We start from the raw sequence: 20376 nt of genomic DNA, 5'->3' as shown, positions 1-20376 counted from the left end.
TTTCAGGATTATACGTTGCGTATGGTCTTGCCAATCGGCGCAAAGTTCGTCCTGCCAACAGGCACTGACGCAAACCCCTCTCACTGCACAGGAGTTCATCATGTCGATCGAAAAGGTTCTCTACACCGCCCAGGCCACTGCAACCGGTGGCCGCGAAGGCCGCGCCGCGTCGTCCGACGGCGTGCTCGATGTCCAGCTGTCGACGCCGAAGGAACTGGGCGGCGCCGGCGGCCCCGGCACCAATCCCGAACAGCTGTTCGCCGCCGGCTACTCGGCCTGCTTCCTCGGCGCGCTGAAGTTCGTCGCCGGCCAGAACAAGGTCGCGCTGCCCGCCGACACGCAGATCACCGGCCGCGTAGGCATCGGCGCCATCCCGACCGGATTCGGCATCGAGGTCGAACTGACCATCGCCGTGCCGGGCCTGCCGCGCGAACAGGTCGAGTCGCTGGTCGAGAAGGCGCACATCGTGTGCCCGTACTCGAACGCCACCCGCGGAAACATCGACGTCACCCTGGTCATCGCCGACTGAGTCATCGGCCTGACGGATAGCCACCGTCCCCAACCCGTTACTTGAAAGGAATCCATCATGAATGCAGTCCGCCGCACCCTCGCCCTGTCCGTGCTCGCCGCCGCGCTTGCCGCACCGACCTTCGCCGCCGAAGCCGCCAAGCCCGCCGCGCGCACATCGGTCGCGGTCAAGAAGACCGAAAACTACGTCACCACGCGTGACGGCGTGCAGATCTACTACAAGGACTGGGGCCCGAAGAACGGTCAGGTTGTTGTGTTCAGCCACGGCTGGCCGCTCAGCTCCGACAGCTGGGAAGCGCAGATGCTCTTCCTCGCGTCGCAGGGCTACCGTGTGGTGGCGCATGACCGGCGCGGTCACGGTCGCTCGTCGCAGCCGTGGGACGGCAACGACATGGACCACTACGCCGACGACCTCGCCGCGGTGATCCAGGCGCTGGACCTGAAGGGCGCCACGCTGGTCGGCTTCTCCACCGGGGGCGGTGAGGTGGCCCGCTACATCGGCCGTCACGGCACCAGCCGGGTGAAGAAGGCGGTGCTGGTCAGTGCGGTGCCGCCGCTGATGCTGCAGACCGCCGACAATCCGGGCGGTCTGCCGATCGAGGTGTTCGACGGCATCCGCAAGGCGTCGATCGACAACCGTTCGCAGCTGTATCTGGATATCGCGTCGGGTCCGTTCTACGGCTACAACCGGCCCGGTGCCAAGCCGTCGCAGGGGCTGATTCAGTCCTTCTGGGCGCAGGGCATGCAGGCGGGGCACAAGAACACCTACGACTCGATCGCGGCGTTCTCGGCCACCGACTTCCGCGCCGACCTGAAGAAGTTCGACGTGCCGACGCTGGTGATCCACGGCGACGACGACCAGATCGTGCCGCTCGACCTGTCGGGCAAGGCCTCGGCCGCGCTGGTCCGCAACGCCGAACTGATCGTCTATCCGGGTGCGCCGCACGGCATCACCGACACGCACAAGGACAAACTGAACCAGGACCTGCTGGACTTCCTGCGCAAGTAAGGCAGCACGCAACCCGGTCCCGCGCAGCGGGCCGGGTTGTGTCTTTCAGTGACGGACGAACAGCAGCAGCGACAGATAGATCAGGTAGGCGCTGACGAAAAGTCCGCCTTCAGTGCGCGACACCCGGCGCTCGCTGCGGAACACCGGCAGGCACACGATAGCCACCAGTGCGGCCAGCGGCAGGTCGATGCGCAGCACGTCGCTGCCGACCTCGATGCCATGTGGCGCGATGGTCATGGTCAGGCCGAGGATGACCAGGATGTTGTAAATGCTGCTGCCGATCAGGTTGCCGATCGCCACATCGCGGTCGTTCTTCAGCGTCGACAGCACGGTGGTCGCAAGCTCGGGCGCCGAGGTGCCGATGGCGACGATGGTGAGCCCGATGAAGGCGTCCGACACGCCGTAGGTGCGCGCGATGCTCGACGCGCCATTCACCAGCAGGTCGGCTCCGAACAGCGTGAGCGCCATGCCGGCCAGCAGCAGTGCCGAATTCCACGCCATGAACAGCCGCGCCGAACGCAGCGTCGCGGGCATCACGTCGGCCACCTCGCGCGCGAACTCGCGTTGCATCGCCGCGCTTTCCTCGCGGCTGAGCCGCACCAGCGCCGCCGTGTACAGCACCGCGCCGATCAGCAGCACCACACCCTCGCTGCGGTCCAGCCGCCCGTCCCAGGCCATCGCGATCAGCGCCAGCGCGGCGGCGATCATCACCGGCACGTCGAGCCGCACGCTGAGCATGCGCGTCGGCAGCGGTCGCATCAGCGCGCTCAGGCCGAGGATGAACAGGATGTTCAGGATGTTGGTGCCGGCGATATTGCCGACCGCCAGCGGCCCCTTGTCTTCGGCGACCGCGGTGATGCCGACCGCCAGTTCGGGCACGCTGGTGCCGACCGACACCACGGTGAGCCCGATCAGTATCGGCGGCACACGCAGCCGCACCGCCACACGCGACGCGCCGCGCAGCACCATTTCGGCGCCGGCCAGCACGATCACCAGCCCGGCAACGAAAACGAGGGCCGGGTGCAGCGTCAGCCCGGCGGTCAGACGAAGTCCTCGCCCGGCATCGCCGGAATCTCGGTCGGCCCGCGGCGGTCGATCACCACCAGCACGTCGCAGTCGGCCTCCGACAGCACATGCTTGGTCACGCTGCCGAGCAGCAGTTCTTCGGTCACGTGCGTACCGTGCTTGCCCATCGCGATCAGGTCGCAGTTGCGCTGCGACTGAACGTCCAGGATGTGGCGCGACGCGTTGCCGTGCTCGACCATCACCGTGTACAGGCTGCGCTCCAGCCCGGCGCGCTCGGCCAGCTCGTGCAGCAGGCGCAGCGAGCGCTCGCGTGCTTCTGCCCGGTAGCCGTTGATCAGGTCCTGAGAAATGCCGGCGTACTGCAGCATGCCTTCGAACGGCACGTCGAAACTGTGCAGCAGCAGCAGATCGGCCTCGGGCGCCACGTGGCGCGCCATGCGGATGGCGGCCAGCGAACCCGGCGAGAAGTCGACCGGCACCAGTACGCGCCGGTACGGCGCGGTGCATGGCTTCTTCACCACCAGCACCGGACTGCTGCTCTTGCGCAGCAGGCGCGACGCGGTCGAGCCAACGAACAGCCGGCTCAGCACGCTCTCGCCACGCGCGCCGACAATGACCAGATCGGCCTGCACCGACGCCGCATACGCCGGCAGGAACTGCGTCGCCAGGCCGGCTTCGACCTTCAGTTCCGCGACGACGCCGCGATTGTGCAGCGCGTCGCCGGCGATCGCGGCGAGCGCGTCGTACTGGTGCTGTAGCGCCTTCTCGGCGACGATTTCAGCCTGGTCGCCAAGCAGGTTGCGCAGCGGTCCGAGCGCGTCGAGGCCGAGCGCATGCACCAGCGTGTAGTGCGCGCCGCTGCGGCTGGCCAGTTCGAAGCCGCGATCGACGGCGTCGAGCGACGAGGGCGACAGATCGGTCGCGGCGATGATGCGTTGAAGCTGAGGCATGCGTGGTCTCCCCGAAAAATGCGTGCCGGCTCACAGCCGGGCCACGCGGAAGTGGCGAAGGACGGCTTTCTCGATTTCGACCGCCAGAAACACGGCGGCGCCGAGGCCGAGAATTACCGTCCATGACGACAGGTCCAGCGCGGCGCTCCTGAACAGCTGCTGCATCGGTGCGGCATAGGTGAACAGCAGTTGCAGCACGATCAGGATGGCGCTGACCAGCAGCACCACGCGGTTGCCAGTCAGTGTTTCCAGGCGGAAGGCGTGACGGGTGAAATGGCGCACGTTGAACAGGTAGAACAGTTCGCACACGACAATCATGTTCACCGCGGCGGTGCGCGCCAGTTCGATGCTGCTGCCGCGCGCCAGCTCCCAGTTGAACACGGTGAAGGTGGTCGCCACCATCAGCGCAATGACGAACAGGATGCGCAGGCCCAGCGCGCGGGTGACGATGGGCTCCTGTGGCGGACGCGGCGCGTGCGACATCACGTTCTGCTCGGCCGGCTCGAAGGCGAGCGACAGCGCCAGCGTGACCGAGGTGACCGTATTCACCCACAGGATCTGGCCGGCGGTCACCGGCAGCGGCAGGCCGGCGAAGATGGCCAGCAGGATGACGCCGGCCTCGCCGCCATTGGTCGGCAGCATGTGCATCAGCGACTTCTTGATGTTGTCGAACACGACGCGGCCTTCGCGCACCGCGCGCGCGATGGTGGCGAAGTTGTCGTCGGTGAGCACCAGGTCGGACGCCTCGCGCGCCGCGTCCGTGCCCTTGCCGCCCATCGCCACGCCGATGTCGGCCGACTTCAGCGCCGGCGCGTCGTTTACGCCGTCGCCGGTCATCGCAACCAGGTGACCTTCGGCCTGCAAGGCCTCGATCAGCCGCAGCTTGTGTTCCGGGCTGGCGCGCGCGATTACGTCGGTGTCGAGCGCGCGCTCACGCAGCGCCGCGGCGTCCAGCGTGCCGATCACGTCGCCGGTCAGCGTGCGTTCGGCCGCGAGACCCAGCTGCTGACCGATGGCGGCCGCGGTGACCGCGTGGTCGCCGGTGATCATCTTCACCCGTATGCCCGCCTCGCGGCACTGCGCCACCGCGGCGATCGCCTCTTCGCGCGGCGGGTCGATGATGCCGACCAGACCGATCAGCTCGAAGCGGGCGTCGATGTCCTGCAATTCGACCGAATTGCGCTCGCCGGGGAAGGGCGCCTGCGCCAGCGCCAGCACGCGCTCGCCCGCACCGCCGGCGCGCGTGATCGCCTCCGTCCAGTAGTCGTGGTCGAGCGGCGCGCCACCGTAATGGGTGGCGCACAGCGCCAGCACCCGCTCCGGCGCGCCCTTGAGCAGCAGGAATGCATGGCCCGCGTGGTCGTGGTGCAGCGTGCACATGAACTGGCGTTCCGACTCGAACGGGATGGCATCGACGCGCGGGAAGTGCTGTGCCTCGTCCTGCGGATCCAGGCCCGCCTTGCGGGCGAAGGCGACCAGCGCGCCTTCGGTGGGGTCGCCGATCAGCGTCCAGCCGGCGTCGCCGTCGTGGCGGATCTGCGCGTCGTTGCACAGCAGCGCGCAGCGGGCCGCTGCAGCCAGTTCGGGCACGTCGCCGGGCGTGATCGGCTGACCGTCGCCGTGGAAGCCGCCTTCCGGCGCGTAGCCGCTGCCGCTGACCGCGATCTCGCGGTCGGCGAGCAGCAGTCGCACCACCGTCATTTCGTTGCGGGTCAGCGTGCCGGTCTTGTCAGTGCAGATGACGGTGACCGAGCCCAGCGTCTCGACCGCCGGCAGCCGCCGCACGATGGCCTTCTTGCGCGCCATCGTACGCGTGCCGATGGCCAACACGATGGTCACCACCGCCGGCATGCCCTCGGGGATGGCCGCGACGGCGAGGCCGACCACGGCGAGAAAGAGGTCGAACATCGGCATCTGTATGACGAAGTGACCGTAGAGCACGGTCAGCGTGGCGACGACCAGGATGAAGCCGGTGATCTGGCGGGCGAACTGGTCGAGCCGGCGGGTGAGCGGCGTGGCCAGCGTCGCCACTTCGCCGACCAGCGTGCCGATGCGGCCAATCTCGGTGCCGATCCCGGTCGCCACGACAATGCCGCGCGCCTGGCCGAGCGCGACCAGCGTGCCGCAGTAGCACATCGAGCGGCGGTCGCCGATGGCCGCCGCTTCCGCGACGGCGGCGCTGTCCTTGTCGACCGGTGCCGATTCCCCGGTCAGCGCGGCTTCGGTCACGCGAAGGTTCTTCGCGTGCAGCAGGCGCAGGTCGGCCGGCACCTTGTCGCCGGATTCAAGCAGCACGATGTCGCCCGGCACCAGATCGGCGGCGTCGACCTGATGGCGCTCGCCGTCGCGCAGCACAGTGGCGCGCGCGGCGAGCATGCCGCGCACCGCGTCGAGCGCGCGCTCGGCCTTGCCTTCCTGGATGTGGCCGATCAGCGCGTTGATCAACACCACGCCGAAGATGACGGCCGAATCGACGTGGCCGCCCAGCGCCAGCGTTACCGCGCCGGCCACCAGCAACACATAGATCAGCGGGTTGTGGAACTGCTGCAGGAAGCGCAGCCAGGGCGGGCGCTTCGGCGCCTCGGGCAGTCGGTTCGGGCCATGCTTCACGAGGCGCGCGGCCGCTTCGGCGCGGCTGAGGCCCGACTGCGCCTGCACATCGAACAGCGCCGGCAGATCGTCTGCGGGCAATGCGTGCCAGGCCGCGGTGCCGGTGGTGGGATCGGTGTGTGGAGTGTTCATCAGGGACGTCAGTGATGCGGCCAGCTGGCGCCGCCGGGCGCGCCGCGCCCGAAATGCCGCACGACGTGCTCAGCCATGCCGCGCGCAAGTTCGTTCTCGCCAAGGAACACCGTGCCCAGGCTCTCGCGCTCGAGCAGCTCGGCCTCTTCCTCGTTGTGGGTGCGCAGCACGACGGCGATCCCCGGGTTCAGCGTGCGTGCGATCTCGACCATCTTTCGCACGTTCACCGTTTCCGGAATCGCGATCACCAGCATTGCGGCCTTGGCGATATGCGCCTGGATCAGCACCTCCGGCGTCTGCGCGTCGCCGAACACCGCCGGCACGCCCTCCCGCCGCAGCTGGTCGACGCGCTCGCGGTTCTGTTCGGCGACCACGCAGGGAATGTGCTGTTCGCGCAGCGCGTCGGCGATGCGCCGGCCGACCCGGCCGTAGCCGACCAGCACCACCTGTTGGTGCAGCAGCCGTGCGTCGGTGGTCATCGGCAGCGCCGCCAGCGGGTCGTCGCGCTGTTCCAGCCGGCGGGCCAGCGACGAGCGCGCGATCGCCCAGGCGCGGAAGGGCTCGATGGCGGAGAACAGCGCGGCGTTGGCGGCGATCGAGATCAGCGCGCCGGCCAGCACCAGACTCTGCCCCTCGGCCGGCATCAGCCCGAGGTTTACGCCCAGCCCGGCGAGGATGAAGGAGAACTCACCGATCTGCGCCAGGCTGGCGCCCACCGTCAGCGCGGTATTCAGCGGATAGCGGAAAGCGAGCACCAGCAGCACCGCGGCGATGGTCTTGCCCACCATGATGATGGCCACCACCAGCAGCAGCTTCAGCGGTTGCGTCCAGATCACCGCCGGGTCGAACAGCATGCCCACCGACACGAAGAACAGCACGGCGAAGGCGTCGCGCAGCGGCAGCGACTCGTCGGCGGCGCGGTGGCTGAACTCCGATTCGCGCATCATCATGCCGGCGAAGAAGGCGCCCAGCGCGAAGGACACGTCGAACAGCGCGGCCGCGCCGAAGGCCACGCCGACGGCGATGGCCACCACGCTCAGCGTGAACAGTTCCTGCGATCCGGTGCGTGCCACCCACCACAGCAGGCGCGGCAGCACGCGGCGGCCGACCACCAGCATGAGCACGATGAAGGCGATCACCTTGGCCAGCGTGATCGCCATCGCCAGGCCAAGTTCGCGGCCCGATGCGGCGACGGCATCGCCCGACAGCACGCCGGCCAGCGCCGGCAGCAGCACCAGCACCAGCACCATCACCAGATCCTCGACCACCAGCCAGCCGACCGCGATCTGGCCGTTGATCGACTTCAGCAGTCCCTTGGCTTCGAGCGCGCGCAGCAGCACCACGGTGCTGGCCACCGACAGGCACAGGCCGAACACGATGGCGGCGCCGATATCCCAGCCCCACATCGTCGTGATCGCCATGCCCAGCAGCGTGGCGACCGCGATCTGCACCACTGCGCCCGGCACCGCGATGCGCTTGACCGCCATCAGGTCGTCGAGCGAGAAGTGCAGACCGACGCCGAACATCAGCAGCATCACACCGATCTCGGCCAGCTGGCTGGCCAGTCCGATGTCGGCGACGAAGCCCGGTGTGGTCGGACTGATCACGATGCCTGCCATCAGGTAGCCGACCAGCGGCGGCATGCGCAGGCGTACCGCGATCAGGCCGAAGATCATGGCGAGGCCGAAACCGGCCGCGATGGTGGCGATGAGGGTGATGTCGTGTGGCATGGCGCGTTCTGGTTATGGTTCGGCAGGCATGCAGCGCGCATGGCGAACTGAAGCGCGACGGCCTGCCGGTGAAGACACCGACAGCGCTCAGTCTGACGGATGCATCCTTAGTGTGCTCAGTATTAGATCAAACTTTCGTCGCCTGAATGGCGACCGGCCGCGCTGCGTGCGATGTCCCGGTGCACAGTGTGCCGTGGGTTTCGCGGGTTGGCGCAGCCTGTCCGCATACGATATGTCGCTCCGCTTGGCGCTGTGCGCACCGAACGGGCTTGCGTCAGTGTGGATGCGTGTGATGCGCATCCGGCAGGTGTGGATGAGAGTGGCTCATCGGCTCATGACGGTGCATGTGACTGTGCGATCCCTGAACCGGCGGGTCGTGCTTGTGGAGGTGATGCCCGTCGTCGTGCGTGTGCGCGTGCTCGTGTTCGAGCACGCCATGTTCGTGCCGGTGCTGGTGCTTCTCGGTGAGGTGAAGGATCACCCCGACTATCATCAGCACGCTGGCGACCCGCAGTCCCGCGCCCGCTTCCCGCTCGCCCATCAGCACTGCCCCGAGTGCGCCGATGAACGGAACGAAGGCGAACACCGAACCGGTGCGCGCCGCGCCGAAGGTTCGCTGTGCAAGCAGATAGAACTTGAGGCTCAGGCCATACCCGGTAACACCCACCAGCAGCAGACCGGCGATCTGGCCGACGTCGGTGAGTCGGGCGCCAGCGGCCAGTGCCATTGCGCCGGTCGTGGCGGCACCGGCGGCGCCCTTGACCAGGATGACCTGGCCCGGGTCACGGTCGGCCACTGCGCGCGACAGCGCATCGTCCGTCCCCCACGCCATCGTCGCCACGACGACGGCGATCAGCCCGAGCGTCTGGCTCGTACCTGTCTGCGCTGCGTCGAACAGAAGCGCGATGGCGCCGGCGGTGAGCAGCAACAGGGCCACCCATGCCCGCAAGCCGATCTGTTCGCGGTAGAGCCAGTGCGCGAGCAGCGCTGTGAACAGGGCCTCCAGCGCCAGCATCAGCGACGCCGAAGTCGTACTGCAGCGCTGCAGCCCCCAGGCCAGCGCGACCGGTGCGACGACGGCCCCGCTCAGCGTGATCCATGCCAGCGGCACGGCGTCGGTGCGGCGCAATCCGGCTTCGCGCGCCCGGCCCCTGATCATCGTTGCGCCGGCGAGCGCTGCGCCGGCATAGAGCAGTGCGGCCGTCAGAAAGGGATTGATTCCCGATGACAGTCGGGCGATCAAGGGCGTGCTCATGCCGAACAGCACGGCCGAGAGCAGTGCAAGCATGCCGCCCCTGAAGGCCGGTCCGGCTGTGGACATCGACATCGCCTACTTCAGCGTGAACCGCACGGTGGTGGTTCGGCCGTTGCGGTCGGTGAGCACGGCAACGGCGATGGCGCCCGGCTGCAGCTTGATCCCGTCCGCCACCAGGGTGTTGTCGCTGCCCGGCTTGAGCGCAGCGTCCGATCGGTTCGAGCCCGCCAGTACCGTGAGCTTTCCGGCGAAACCGGAGGTGCTGACAGGCTTGCCGTGGTCCTCAATATAGATTGCCGCGCCGCTGTCGAGCGCGACCAGTTCGAAGGACAGATCATTGACCGATCGGGTCACGCCGCCGTGACGCGGCGTGGCCTCGCCGTGGGCCAGTGCCGCGGTGCTGGCCGCTGCGACGGCCAGGGTAATCAGTGTGGCCAGCAGATGTTTGATCATCGTGTGCACCATCGTCAAAGCGTCCGGAATGCGCGGGGGCGTCGTCGAACGGCTCATGGCAGTGCCTCCAGGCGTTGTTCTGTCGGAGAGCTGTCGTCGGCCGCCGCAATCAGTTGCCGCGTCGCGGCCTCGCCGAAGCGCCAGTACAGCACCGGTGTGAGCAGGGTGTCGAGCAGCGTCGCGCTGATCAGGCCGCCGAAGATGACCACCGCCACCGGATGCAGGATTTCCTTGCCCGGCGCATCGGCGGCGAGCAGCAGAGGCGTCAGCGCGAAGGCGGCTACCAGCGCGGTCATCAGCACCGGCGTCAGGCGCTCCAGCGAACCGCGGGTGATCATCGCCGTGCCGAAGCGTTCGCCCTCGTGCTGGCACAGATGGACGTAGTGGCTCACCTTCAGGATGCCGTTGCGCGTCGCGATGCCGGCCAGCGTGATGAAGCCGACCATCGAGGCGACCGACAGCGTCACGCCTGCCAGCCACATCGCCAGAACGCTGCCGATCAGGGCCAGCGGGATGCCGGCCATGATGATGCCGGCCAGCACTGCCGAGCGGTAGCGCGTGTACAGCACCAGAAAGATCATCGCCAGCGAGGCCAGCGACAGGCCGGCGATCAGCAGGGTCGCCTGCTCCTGTGCCTGGAACTGGCCTTCGAGGCTGATGAAGGTGCCGGTAGGCAATGCCGTGGCGCCGACGATGTTGCGGATGTCGCCGACGATGCGCCCCATGTCCGAACCGTCGGTGTTGGCATACACCACGATGCGTCGCCGGCCGTTCTCGCGCCCGATCTGGTTTGGGCCGTCGGTCTGTTCCACCTGTGCGATCGCCGCCAGCGGCAGACGGCCGGCCGGCGTGTCGATCAGCACGCGCTCCAGATCGACCGGCCCGCGCGCGTCGTCCGGCAGCCGCAGCACCAGACGGTAGCGGCGGATGCCGTCGACGATGAGGGCGCCGTCGTGCGCGCCGTCGGTCAGCACGTGCAGCGCCCGGGTCGCCTCACCCGGCGACAGACCGGCCTGCGACGCGCGCGCGTGATCGATGCGCACCGTCACCTGCGGAATCAGCACCTGCTTTTCCACGCTCAGGTCGACCAGACCGGGGACTTCGGCGAGGCGGGCGCGCAGCTGCTCGGCCTGGGCGCGCAGCGTGTCGGTGTCCTCGCCATAGATCTTCAGCACGATCTGCGCGCGCACCCCGGACAGCAGATGGTCGAGCCGGTGCGAGATCGGCTGGCCGATAGCGACTGAGGCCGGCAGCACCGACAGCGCGTTGCGGATGTCGGCCATCACGGTTTCGCGGTCGCGGCCGTCGCGACTGAGGTCGATATCGATCTCGGTGGAATGTACGCCTTCGGCATGCTCGTCCAGTTCCGCGCGGCCGGTGCGGCGGCCGACCTGACGCACTTCGGGCACGCCCCGGATCAGCGTCTCGGCGAGTGCCCCCATGCTGCTGGATTCGGCCAGAGAAGTGCCCGGCGTGAACATCAGCGACAGCACCAGCGAGCCCTCGTTGAAGGCCGGCAGAAAGGCGCGCGGGAAGAAGGGCACGCTGGCGGCCGCGGCAAGCACCGCCAGCAGTGCTGCCAGCACGAGCCCGCGCGCCCGCGGGAAGGACCACGCCAGCACGCGGCTGTCCAGTCGCTTGAGCCAGGCGACCAGCGGGCTGTCGCCGTGGTCGAGCCGCTTCATGCCCGGCAGCAGCAGGCTGGCCAGCACCGGCGTTACCGTCATCGACACCGCCATCGACGCCAGGATGGACACGATGTAGGCCACGCCCAGCGGCGCGAACAGCCGGCCTTCGATGCCGGGCAGCGCGAACAGCGGCACGAACACCAGCACCACGATCACGGTGGCATAGACGATGCCGGTGCGCACCTCGACACTGGCCTGTCGCACCACCTCCAGCACCGGCAGCGGTCTGTCGGCCTGCCGGTTCTGGCGCAGGCGGCGCAGGATGTTCTCGACGTCGACGACCGCGTCGTCCACCAGCTCGCCGATGGCGATCGCCAGTCCGCCCAGCGTCATCACGTTGATCGATTGCCCCAGCCAGTGAAACACCACGGCGGTGACCGCCAGTGACAGCGGGATGGCGATCAGCGAAATGAGCGTGGTGCGCGCCGACAGCAGGAAGGCGAACAGCACGATGCCGACCATCACTGCGCCGTCGCGCAGCGCCTCGGTCACGTTGCCGATCGACGCTTCGATGAAGTCCGCCTGGCGGAACAGCACGCGCGGCTCCGCCAGACCGGGCGGCAGACCCTGCTTCAGTTCGCCGAGGGCGGCTTCGACTGCCGCCGTGAGCTTCAATGTGTCGGCGGTCGGCTGCTTTTGCACGCTGACGATGACCGCCGGCGCACCGTTGTAGCCGGCGTCGCCACGCTTGAGCGCCGGCGCGAAGCCCGCGCGCGCGACCTGATCGAGCCGTATCGTGCGCCCGTCCTTCCAGCCGACCGACAGGCTCTGCAGGTCTTCGATGCGGTGCGTGCGGCCGATGTGGCGGATCAGGTATTCGCGGTTGTTGCGGTCGATGAAACCGCCGCCCGCGTTCTGCGCGAAGCCGCGCAGCGCCTGCTCGAGCTGCGTCAGTGAGACGCCGAACTGCGCCATGCGTGCGGTGTCGGCCTCCACCCTGAGCTCGCGCACGTCGCCGCCGATCGGGATCACCTGCGACACGCCGGCGATGGACAGCAGGCGGGGGCGCAGCACGAAGTCGGCGTATTCGCGCGCCTGCATCGGCGAGGCGCCGGCCGCACCGTCGGCCGAGGCCAGCGGCAGCGCGATCAGCATGATTTCGCCCATGATGGACGACACCGGTCCCATCACCGGCGACACGCCTTCCGGCATCTGCGTGCGCACCAGCGCCAGCCGCTCCGCCACCAGCTGGCGATTGCGGTAGATGTCGGTGCCCCAGTCGAATTCGGCGTACACGATGGACAGGCCGATGCCCGAGGTCGAGCGCACGCGCGTCACGCCGGGCATGCCGTTGAGCGCGGTTTCGAGCGGGAAGCTGACGAGCTGTTCGACCTCTTCGGGCGCCATGCCGCCGGCTTCGGTCAGCACGGTCACCAGCGGCTTGTTCAGATCGGGAAACACATCGACCGGCGTGCGCCACGCGGTATAAGCGCCATAGGCCATCAGCAGCGTGGACAGCGCAAGCACCAGCAGCCGGTTGTGCAGGCTCAGGCGGACGATCCAGTTGAACATGGGTGGCCTCCGTTCAGCGGATCTGCGCGATCAGCGACGCGCCCTGCACGACCACGCGGTTGTCGGCGGACAGCCCGCGCGTCACCACCACCGTCTGCGCATCCAGCGTCTGCACCTCGACCGGCTGCGGGATGAAGCGCTCCGCGCCCGACTTGATCCACACCACCGGTTCGTTCGACGCATTGCGCGTCAGCGCGCGGGTCGGCAACACGATGCCCGGGATGCGCTCGGCCAGTTGCGCGACCACCGACACCGGCTGGCCGACCGCGAGCGCGGGCCGGGCGCCGGCCTTGCCCTGGGTGCGGAACAGCACCGGCAGCACGCCGTCGCGCAGACTGCCGCCGGCGCCGAGGAAGCTGAGCGCCACGTCGGGCACGTCCTTCAGCGCCGCCCCGGCGAGGCGGGTGGCCAGTGCCGCGTCGGCCACCGTCGCCTCGACCAGCAGACGCGCCGGATCGACGATCTCGAACAGCGTGTCGCGCGCGTCCACCACCTGACCCGCAAGCATGTCGGCACGGGCGATCACGCCACTGACCGGGGCGCGCAGCGCTTCACGCGAGCCGATGCCGGCGGCGATGCCGGCTTCGCGTTCGCGCAGTCCGGCCAGTTCGGCCCGCGCCGACTCGATGTCCTTGCGCGGGATAGAACCTTCCAGACCTTCCAGCCGCGCCACCCGCTGTTCGGCCAGCAGGCGCGCGGTGCGCAGTTCGGCGCGCAGCGCCGTCTGGTTGGCCTGGGCGATCGGGTCCGGGTTGTGGCGCACCCAGGCGAGGATGTCGCCCTGGCGCACCGTCTGCCCGATTACCGGCAGGCCGCGCGGTCCGGCTTCGAGGCGGCCACCGTAGAGGGCCTGCACGCGTCCGCCGGCATTCGGGTCGGCGATCACGCGACCTGGCAACTCGACCGTGCGCGCGGCCTCGCTCGTCGTGACGACGCGGGTGCGGATGACCATGCGCCGCTGGGCGATCTTGGGCACGTTCACGCTGCCGTCCGGCAGCCGGGCCAGACCGGACGCTGTGGCGTGCGCGGCTTCGTCCAGGTGTTCGCCACCCGGGCCGTGCGCGCCCGGACCGGCAAGGGCGACGCCGGCGAACAGGGCGGTGGTGACGATGTGGAGCAGGCGTTTCATGCACGTACTCCCTTGTCGGTGCGGCCGCGGCGTGCGAGCAGCAGCGCCGCAGCCAGCGCGATCACGGCGGCGGCGATCCAGGCCGCCGTGGGAACGCGGGACAGCACCGACGCGTGTTCGTCAGCCGCCACCTCGGCATCGACATGCAGCACGGCGTCGAGCAGGTCCGCCTCTTGCGGTTCGGCCCCCTCGCCGCGGCGCACGGTGAACACCAGCGCGTGATCGCCCGGCCGTGACAGGGCAGCCAGCAGGGCCGGGTCGGTGAAGGCGTAGTCGCCGTGGTCGGCGTGGAACTGCGCGGTCGCGCGCACGCCGTCGCTCTCCACGTCGACTGTGGCGCCCAGTACCGGCTCGTTGCTGTCGTAGCGGTCGATCATCACCGACAGTTCGCCACCGCCGAGCCGGGCGACCAGTTCGAACAGTTCGGAATGTGTTTCCGTGCGCGGTGTCGCGCCGGTCGCGTGGGCGCCGGCCGGCGCGTTGAGGTGTTCGCCGTCCGGGCCATGGGCGCCCGGCCCGGCGACCGCCGGCAGATGGAACAGGAAAGCCAGCACGAAGGCGGGCAGGCGCAGGCTGCGCAGCAGGTGAAGCGGGTTCATGGCAGAAGTCCGATCGATTGGTTGAGTCGGGCGCGAGCGAGCCCGAGCATTGCCAGCTGGCGCCGCACGCCCTGCTGTGCCTGGGCAGCGGCGGCACGCACCCGCAGCAGTTCGGGCAGGCCGCTTTCGCCGGCGCGGAAGGCGCGGTCGAGCAGGGCGGCGCGCTCGACCAGCAGCGCGGCACGCAGGCGTCCGGCTTCCAGCGCGGCGTGCGCCGTGTTCAGCGCCTGCTCGGCCAGCGCGACGTCGGCGCGCAGCCGCTCGCGTGTCCGGTCGAGCTGCACCTGGGCGCGGTCCAGCTCGACCAGCGCGGTGGCGTCACGCTCCAGGTTGCGGTCGGCCGTGCCGAGCGGAATGCGCACACCGAGGCCGATGCTGTCCTGCGCCGGCATGCCCGCGCCCGGCTCGTCGTGGCGATAGCGCACCGTCAGTTCGGGCGGCGCGCGGCGGTCCAGTTTCACCGCGTCCAGCCTGCGGCGGGCCAGTTCGAGGGCCGCCTCCGCGGCTGTGAGTTCGGGGTGGCGCTCGATGTCGGTCGCGGCGCCCGGCTGTTCGTCCGCACCGTCCGGCAGCGGGAGATCGCCGGTCAGCACCTGCCAGCGCGATTCGACGGCGCGCAGCTGCTGCGCGGCCTCGATCGCGTCAGCGCGTGCCAGTTCGGCCTCGGCGCGTGCGGCCAGCAGGTCGGCATGGGCCAGTTCGCCGGCATCCACCCGGCGGGCGACGTCCGCCGCCAGTCCGTCGAGACTGTCCGCCTGCAGCCGGCTCTCGTCGCGCACGGCACGCAGTGCAGCTGCCGCCCAGGCCAGTTCGCGCAACTCTCCGGCCAGACCGAGCCGGAGCTGTTCGGCGGAGGCACTGGCGAGATCCACCTCGCCGCGCGCCGCGCGCTGGCGTGCGTCGCGCTGGCCGGGCAGCCACAGCGGCCAGCTCACGCCCACTTCGGTTTCGCGCTGGCCGGTATCGCGCAGCAGCCGGTTTTCGCGCTGGGAAATGTCGATCGAGGGCGGTGCCGCCCACGGGCTGGCCGTGGCGGCAAGGCGTGCTTCGGCGATGCGGCTGCGGCCGCTCGCCTCGCTCGCCGCGAGCGCGCGCTGCCAGGCTGATTCGAGCGCCGCGGCGAGCGCGGGCGAGCTACCCGCGAGCGCGGGCCATGCGGGGGCGGCCAGCAGCAGGCCGCACAGAATGCGTATGCAGGAATGTTTCACCGTCGGCTGTCCATGAGCGGACGCGTGCGACCGCCGGGCATGGGCCATGGGCAGGCGAAGGCGTCCTGACGAGCGGATTCCGGTTCGCGTACGAACCGGCCTGGTCTATGGATCAGACCTGCGGTCTGGGTGGCCTGCGAAGACCTTCGAGGAAAGGATGGGGGAGGGGGCCGCCACTGAAGGCGGGCAGGGGATCATGCGGACTGTCGAACAGCAGGGCCGAAGCGGCGCCGGGCGGTATGAAGGTCGTCGACGACACGCAGTCGGCATGCAGGTGCTGGATCGATTCGGGAGAATCGTCGAGGTGGACGTCTTCCTCGTGGTGATGGTGCGGCTGGCCGCTCAGGTGCAGCAACTCATGGCTCACGTCGCTGGCCACCGCGGCATCTTCCCAGTGCGCCAGGGCGGGCGCGCTGAAGGCGAGCGTCTGCCAGATGAGGCAGAACACGAGCAGCAGCGAGCAGGCGTTTTTGTGGCGGCGCATGCCCTGAAAGGTAGCACAGGACCCGGGCGGCGCAAGCAGGCGCGCGGGCGCTTTCCGGCGCCGCGGGGCGGTCAGTGCGCGCTCGTGCGCAAGGGAAGTCTGTTCAAAACAAGGCTTAATGAAAATCCTTAGACTTGGTTCAGATCAGATGCGAGGCGCCGGGGCGGCCGGCTGACGATACTGGCAGTGCAGGTCAGGCAACACGATCACCGGGATGCAGGGCCTGCGGAAGAGCCATCCACCAAAACTGAGGAGATAGACATGAGCTGGGAAACCCCGAAGGCCACCGACCTGCGTTTCGGCTTCGAAATCACCATGTACGTCGCCAACCGCTAAGTTCTGCGGTGGCAAGGAAAACGGCGGGCCTTGTGCCCGCCGTTTTTTTTGGTCTTTTGCGTCGTGCAGGGACCAGATGGGAACCAGGAACAGGTGTTATACCTTGCGCGTGCCATTGGCATTAGGAGTAACGAGATCATGCCACCGCTTGTGACAGGCCGGGCAAAGATAGGACTGAGGCCAGCTATTTGCTTCGTTGCCGAACAAATGCCACGGCGCCCAGTGGTGATTTTCAGCACCTTCAGCGCCGCAAACTTCACAAATGAATGGAAGCTGAAGCGGGTGAAACTGCCTGATTTCGATGTTGGATTTTTCTACAGCTTTTCGACGCGCAAACCCAGGAATTCTTTTGCCGCAATTCATGCAGTAGAACGGGTACTTCGGATTGCCGCCAGCATCAACGTAATGGCCAACTCCCCATGCCTTTACACCGCAGTGCTTGCATGGCTGATCTGGATAGGTAATTTCATTCTTCCACGAGGTGTTCGTCATGAAGCCATGCCCATTTTCCGGTAGCGATGATGTTGGTTACTCGTACAAGGAACACCCAGACGGGCGAGAGTTGTCATTCATAGGGTGCGGGAACCGTTGGGCTTCTGGGCCGGTTAGGACATACGCCTGTTTTGTCAAATCTGGGACAGACCACGATTTGAAAATTCGGTCGTTGAAAGTACGTTGAAAACGTGGTCTGACCCCTATTTTTTTGATTTTGGGGGGAGTCCATATACGAGGGGTTAGGCGTCACCGAACCGCGTGCCAGACGTTTGCGCTATCAGGCGACGTTCGAGCCAAGCTGTGCGCTTGCGCCAAAGGCGGCGCGGACGATTGCAGACATGTTGCTTGCAACTGTTCGCGACCAGCGATCCAGTGACGACGGGATTCCGTCAAGGGAGTCGGGATCGGCGACCTCCCTGATCTGAGCGAAGATGAAGTTGGCTGCGGCAAGAGCACGGTCGTACTGTGGATACGCAGCCACCGTCGCATTGAGGTCGTGGTGAGCGACCACCTGGTCACGAAAGCTCAGGATGCTGTCCCGATAGGTTTCCCACTCCTCTGCGCTGGAACCAACAGCGGCCAGAAGTCCCTTGCGGATCTCGTCGTGCCGCTCCTTCGGGACGATCCGTGTCCAGTGAGTGTCTTCGTCCCACGAGCCGAATACTTTGCACCAGTCGATGGCTGCGGCGTCGAAGAGGAGATTGACAGTCATGATCCAGAAGGTCTGCTTCTGATCAAGTGCGATCTCTTCAATCATCCGGCGCGCATGCACCGACTGGGCAAAGGCCATGAGCCGGTGTAGCGACGCGAGAGCAGGATCGCGCGAGTGCATTTGTGACGCCTCTCGATGGAAGGGGTGGGCGTCACGGCTACGGCCTAGCCTTGGCCCCGGTCTTGATTTCTAACAGATGCTGTCGGTAGCCCTCCACCAGTTTTTTGGGAATGAAGACGTACTTGAGCAATTCGTCCAGCATCTCTGGATAGAGGTACAGGAGTGAGTTCTGCGCATTCAGGTGATTCTTTGCCTTCACCATCGCTCGCCTTCGGACGCCAAAACAAGGGTTGTGCCAGAGCAGTGCAGCCCGACTGGGGTGCTTTCTGTCGCTGACGATCTTCTCTAGAAGACCGCCATGCAGCCGAAACTGGTATCGCGGATTTTCTTCGCTGTTGGCCAAGTCTGACCACGCAGCATCAAGTAGCTTCTGCTCCTCAAGCGGGAGCTGCTTTCCAAAGACATCTAGTACTTGGCAGTATCTGCGGACTTCCCAAACAGCCAAGTCGAGATCGACCAGTATGTGGCCATACACATGAAAGGGAACATCGATGTACCTAAATTGACCGACCTTCGCCAAGTGATCTATGAACTTGCGACTCCTCTTCGAGAGTTTGATTTCGAACGGTAGTGACTGAGTAAGTGACAAAGCCTGGGCGAGATCGTGGCCCACTTGATTTGCCTTGATGCGGTTGTAGAGAAGGATGGCTTTTAGGTACTTCTCTATCGTTTGATGTGACGACCAAAGGAACTGGGGAAACAGCTCATGGCGACAGGCCAATCGGGCCGCAATGTAGTCTCGGTCTGCTTGGTCTCGGAATGACTGCGTGCCGAACGCGTTGACGAATCGTTCCAGCTTGTCTTGCTCACTCGCATATGGAGCGAAGGACATGTCGTTGAACCTCAACTGCCGCGGGTTTGTGACGCCCAACGACGCTGTAGAAATACCCCATCTCGGGGCAAGCGCTTGCTTCCGGCCGTCGCCGGTTCAAAGTTGTTCATCATCGTTTCAGCCTTCCGATCTTCGTTTCATCGTCGTCCCCTGACGTGTGCCGTGGCCGTTGCCGTGCGCCGTTGCGGTGTGCGCCATTTCGCCCGCCAGCTTACCTAATTCGCGTATCCGTGGTGCCCGAGCTTCTCGATGTTGTGCACCAGGCAGTACAGCTTCCACTGCCCATCCACCTTCTCCCGCCCGCGCAGCGTGAAGCGGGTGAGCCGCTTGTTGTGCCGCAGGTTGCCGAACACGGGTTCTACGGTGGCGAAGCGCGCGGCGATCATCCGTTTGCCCTCAGCGGAATCGATGCGCCGCTTCATCCGCTCGGTGTGTGATTCGGTGGGGCCTCGCTTGCCGCGGAAGAAGGTGACCTGTCGCACCTTCGTCGTTCCGGGCGTGCGCAGGCAGCGGGTGCGCTGCTCGCACGGCACGCAGTCGCGCACGGCGCCGGTGTACTTGGTGGCCGCGTAGCCGTTGATCGTGCACTCGCCCCCGTTGCGATACAGCCGCTTGCCTGCCGGGCACAGGCAGTGGCTGCGGTCCGGCGCTTCGGTGAAGTCGGTGTTGGCGTAACGCTTGTTCTTGCTGGCGGCGCGCGCTTCCTTCGCCTTCTCGCTCTTGTCCCACAGCGCGTCGGGTTTCGCTTTGTGCTTGGCCTGATCGGCGTATCTGGGGTCGCGCTGCCGGTAGCCGTTGTCGCACACCCAGGCCGGGATGCCGCGCTTGTCCAGTTCGGCGAGGTTCTTCTCGGAGTGATAGCCCGCGTCAGCGCAGATCGCGGTGTCAGGTCCGCGCTGTGCGCAGGCATCGACCACCGGCAGCAGCAGTTCCTGTTCCGATCCGGTGCCGTGCGCCTGCGCATCGACGACGATCTGGTGGGCGGCATCGACGGCGGCCACGCCGGTATAGCCCTGGATCACGCCCTTGGCGGTGGTCATCTTGGCCGAGTCGTTGTCGGTGCGATTGGAGAGGCGCACCGCGCCCTTGGCGCCGCGTCGGTCGTCCGGGTGGTGTGCAAGCCAGTCGCGGATCTTTGCCGCTTCGTGACTCAAGCGTTCGCGGGTGCGCTGTGCGCGGGCTGCGTCGTCGTCGCAGCCGGTGGCATCGCGCGCCTTCTGCTCACCGATCATGCGCTGCACGGCCGCTTCCATCTTCGCTGCCTCGCGCTCGAAATCGGCACGGGTGCCGCTCTTTGCCTTGGATGCGTTGGACGGCAGCTTCACACCATCGATGGCGAAGAGCTCGCGCCCGATCAGCCCTTCGCGGTCGCACACCAGCAGCACCTCGGTGAAGAGCGCTTGGGCCTCATTGCCGAGACGGCTGATGAAGTGCGCGACCGTGGTGAAGTGCGGCGCACTGTCGCCGGAGACGGCCATGAACAGCACGTTGTTGCGGCAGGCGGTGGCGATGGATCGGGAGCTGATCAGCCCGCGCGAATAGCCAAGCAGCACGATCTTGAGCAGCAC

At 67.2% G+C, this 20376-nt stretch carries 18 protein-coding genes; 3 read left to right on the top strand and 15 right to left on the bottom strand.

Annotated elements, in window-relative coordinates:
* Positions 1 to 100: 100 nt before the first annotated feature.
* Together AC51BJ_RS15260 and AC51BJ_RS15255 are read left to right on the top strand one after the other, a co-directional pair.
* Positions 101 to 529: an organic hydroperoxide resistance protein gene (locus AC51BJ_RS15260; RefSeq protein WP_304003466.1), complete on the top strand. Its 429-nt coding sequence runs from the start codon at positions 101 to 103 to the stop codon at positions 527 to 529.
* Positions 530 to 586: 57 nt separating this feature from the next.
* Entirely contained in the window at positions 587 to 1537 is a 951-nt protein-coding gene (locus AC51BJ_RS15255) for an alpha/beta fold hydrolase (protein WP_496280786.1), read from the top strand.
* Between the two features lie 45 nt (positions 1538 to 1582).
* Here AC51BJ_RS15255 and AC51BJ_RS15250 read toward each other — a convergent pair whose 3' ends face one another.
* From AC51BJ_RS15250 to AC51BJ_RS15200, 11 genes are all read right to left on the bottom strand, one after another.
* Complete coding sequence (locus tag AC51BJ_RS15250) at positions 1583 to 2563, bottom strand: calcium/sodium antiporter (protein WP_024300485.1); 981 nt, start codon at positions 2561 to 2563, stop codon at positions 1583 to 1585.
* A 14-nt stretch (positions 2564 to 2577) separates the two neighbouring features.
* The gene (locus AC51BJ_RS15245) at positions 2578 to 3513 is read right to left on the bottom strand and encodes a universal stress protein (RefSeq protein WP_496280785.1); all 936 of its coding nucleotides are present in this window, start codon (positions 3511 to 3513) and stop codon (positions 2578 to 2580) included.
* Between the two features lie 30 nt (positions 3514 to 3543).
* Positions 3544 to 6255: a cation-translocating P-type ATPase gene (locus AC51BJ_RS15240; protein WP_496280784.1), complete on the bottom strand. Its 2712-nt coding sequence runs from the start codon at positions 6253 to 6255 to the stop codon at positions 3544 to 3546.
* A gap of 8 nt (positions 6256 to 6263) precedes the next feature.
* Positions 6264 to 7985, bottom strand: coding sequence for a cation:proton antiporter domain-containing protein (locus AC51BJ_RS15235; protein ID WP_430433752.1), 1722 nt, complete (start codon positions 7983 to 7985; stop codon positions 6264 to 6266).
* A gap of 274 nt (positions 7986 to 8259) precedes the next feature.
* On the bottom strand, positions 8260 to 9306 hold the full coding sequence (locus tag AC51BJ_RS15230) for a DMT family transporter (protein ID WP_430433753.1): 1047 nt from the start codon (positions 9304 to 9306) through the stop codon (positions 8260 to 8262).
* Positions 9307 to 9315: 9 nt separating this feature from the next.
* Positions 9316 to 9750, bottom strand: coding sequence for a hypothetical protein (locus tag AC51BJ_RS15225; RefSeq protein ID WP_198291414.1), 435 nt, complete (start codon positions 9748 to 9750; stop codon positions 9316 to 9318).
* On the bottom strand, positions 9747 to 12893 hold the full coding sequence (locus AC51BJ_RS15220; RefSeq protein ID WP_019918540.1) for an efflux RND transporter permease subunit: 3147 nt from the start codon (positions 12891 to 12893) through the stop codon (positions 9747 to 9749). The genes AC51BJ_RS15225 and AC51BJ_RS15220 overlap by 4 nt, the downstream gene beginning before the upstream one ends.
* Before the next feature lie 13 nt (positions 12894 to 12906).
* Complete coding sequence (locus tag AC51BJ_RS15215) at positions 12907 to 14022, bottom strand: efflux RND transporter periplasmic adaptor subunit (RefSeq protein WP_496280783.1); 1116 nt, start codon at positions 14020 to 14022, stop codon at positions 12907 to 12909.
* The gene (locus AC51BJ_RS15210) at positions 14019 to 14621 is read right to left on the bottom strand and encodes a hypothetical protein (RefSeq protein WP_430433757.1); all 603 of its coding nucleotides are present in this window, start codon (positions 14619 to 14621) and stop codon (positions 14019 to 14021) included. The genes AC51BJ_RS15215 and AC51BJ_RS15210 overlap by 4 nt, the downstream gene beginning before the upstream one ends.
* On the bottom strand, positions 14618 to 15829 hold the full coding sequence (locus tag AC51BJ_RS15205) for a TolC family protein (RefSeq protein WP_496280782.1): 1212 nt from the start codon (positions 15827 to 15829) through the stop codon (positions 14618 to 14620). The genes AC51BJ_RS15210 and AC51BJ_RS15205 overlap by 4 nt, the downstream gene beginning before the upstream one ends.
* A 112-nt stretch (positions 15830 to 15941) precedes the next feature.
* Positions 15942 to 16313 carry a hypothetical protein gene (locus tag AC51BJ_RS15200; protein WP_496280781.1) on the bottom strand — a complete coding sequence of 124 codons (372 nt, stop codon included), beginning with the start codon at positions 16311 to 16313 and terminating at the stop codon, positions 15942 to 15944.
* Between the two features lie 261 nt (positions 16314 to 16574).
* Here AC51BJ_RS15200 and pqqA point away from each other — a divergent pair, with 261 nt between their 5' ends.
* Positions 16575 to 16649: a pyrroloquinoline quinone precursor peptide PqqA gene (pqqA, locus tag AC51BJ_RS15195; protein ID WP_008060142.1), complete on the top strand. Its 75-nt coding sequence runs from the start codon at positions 16575 to 16577 to the stop codon at positions 16647 to 16649.
* A gap of 96 nt (positions 16650 to 16745) precedes the next feature.
* On the opposite strand, the gene AC51BJ_RS15190 is transcribed toward pqqA, so the two are convergent.
* From AC51BJ_RS15190 to AC51BJ_RS15175, 4 genes are all read right to left on the bottom strand, one after another.
* On the bottom strand, positions 16746 to 17141 hold the full coding sequence (locus AC51BJ_RS15190; RefSeq protein WP_496280780.1) for a hypothetical protein: 396 nt from the start codon (positions 17139 to 17141) through the stop codon (positions 16746 to 16748).
* A 280-nt stretch (positions 17142 to 17421) separates the two neighbouring features.
* Positions 17422 to 17976, bottom strand: a complete 555-nt coding sequence (locus AC51BJ_RS15185; protein WP_496280779.1) for a hypothetical protein — start codon at positions 17974 to 17976, stop codon at positions 17422 to 17424.
* Positions 17977 to 18013: 37 nt separating this feature from the next.
* Positions 18014 to 18808, bottom strand: coding sequence for a HEPN domain-containing protein (locus AC51BJ_RS15180; protein ID WP_496280778.1), 795 nt, complete (start codon positions 18806 to 18808; stop codon positions 18014 to 18016).
* Between the two features lie 215 nt (positions 18809 to 19023).
* The coding region (locus AC51BJ_RS15175; RefSeq protein ID WP_496280777.1) for a transposase at positions 19024 to 20376 on the bottom strand (1353 nt) is incomplete at its 5' end.

This window comes from Methyloversatilis sp. S146-33, assembly GCF_059552495.1.
This window is presented reverse-complemented; position numbering and strand designations above follow the sequence as displayed.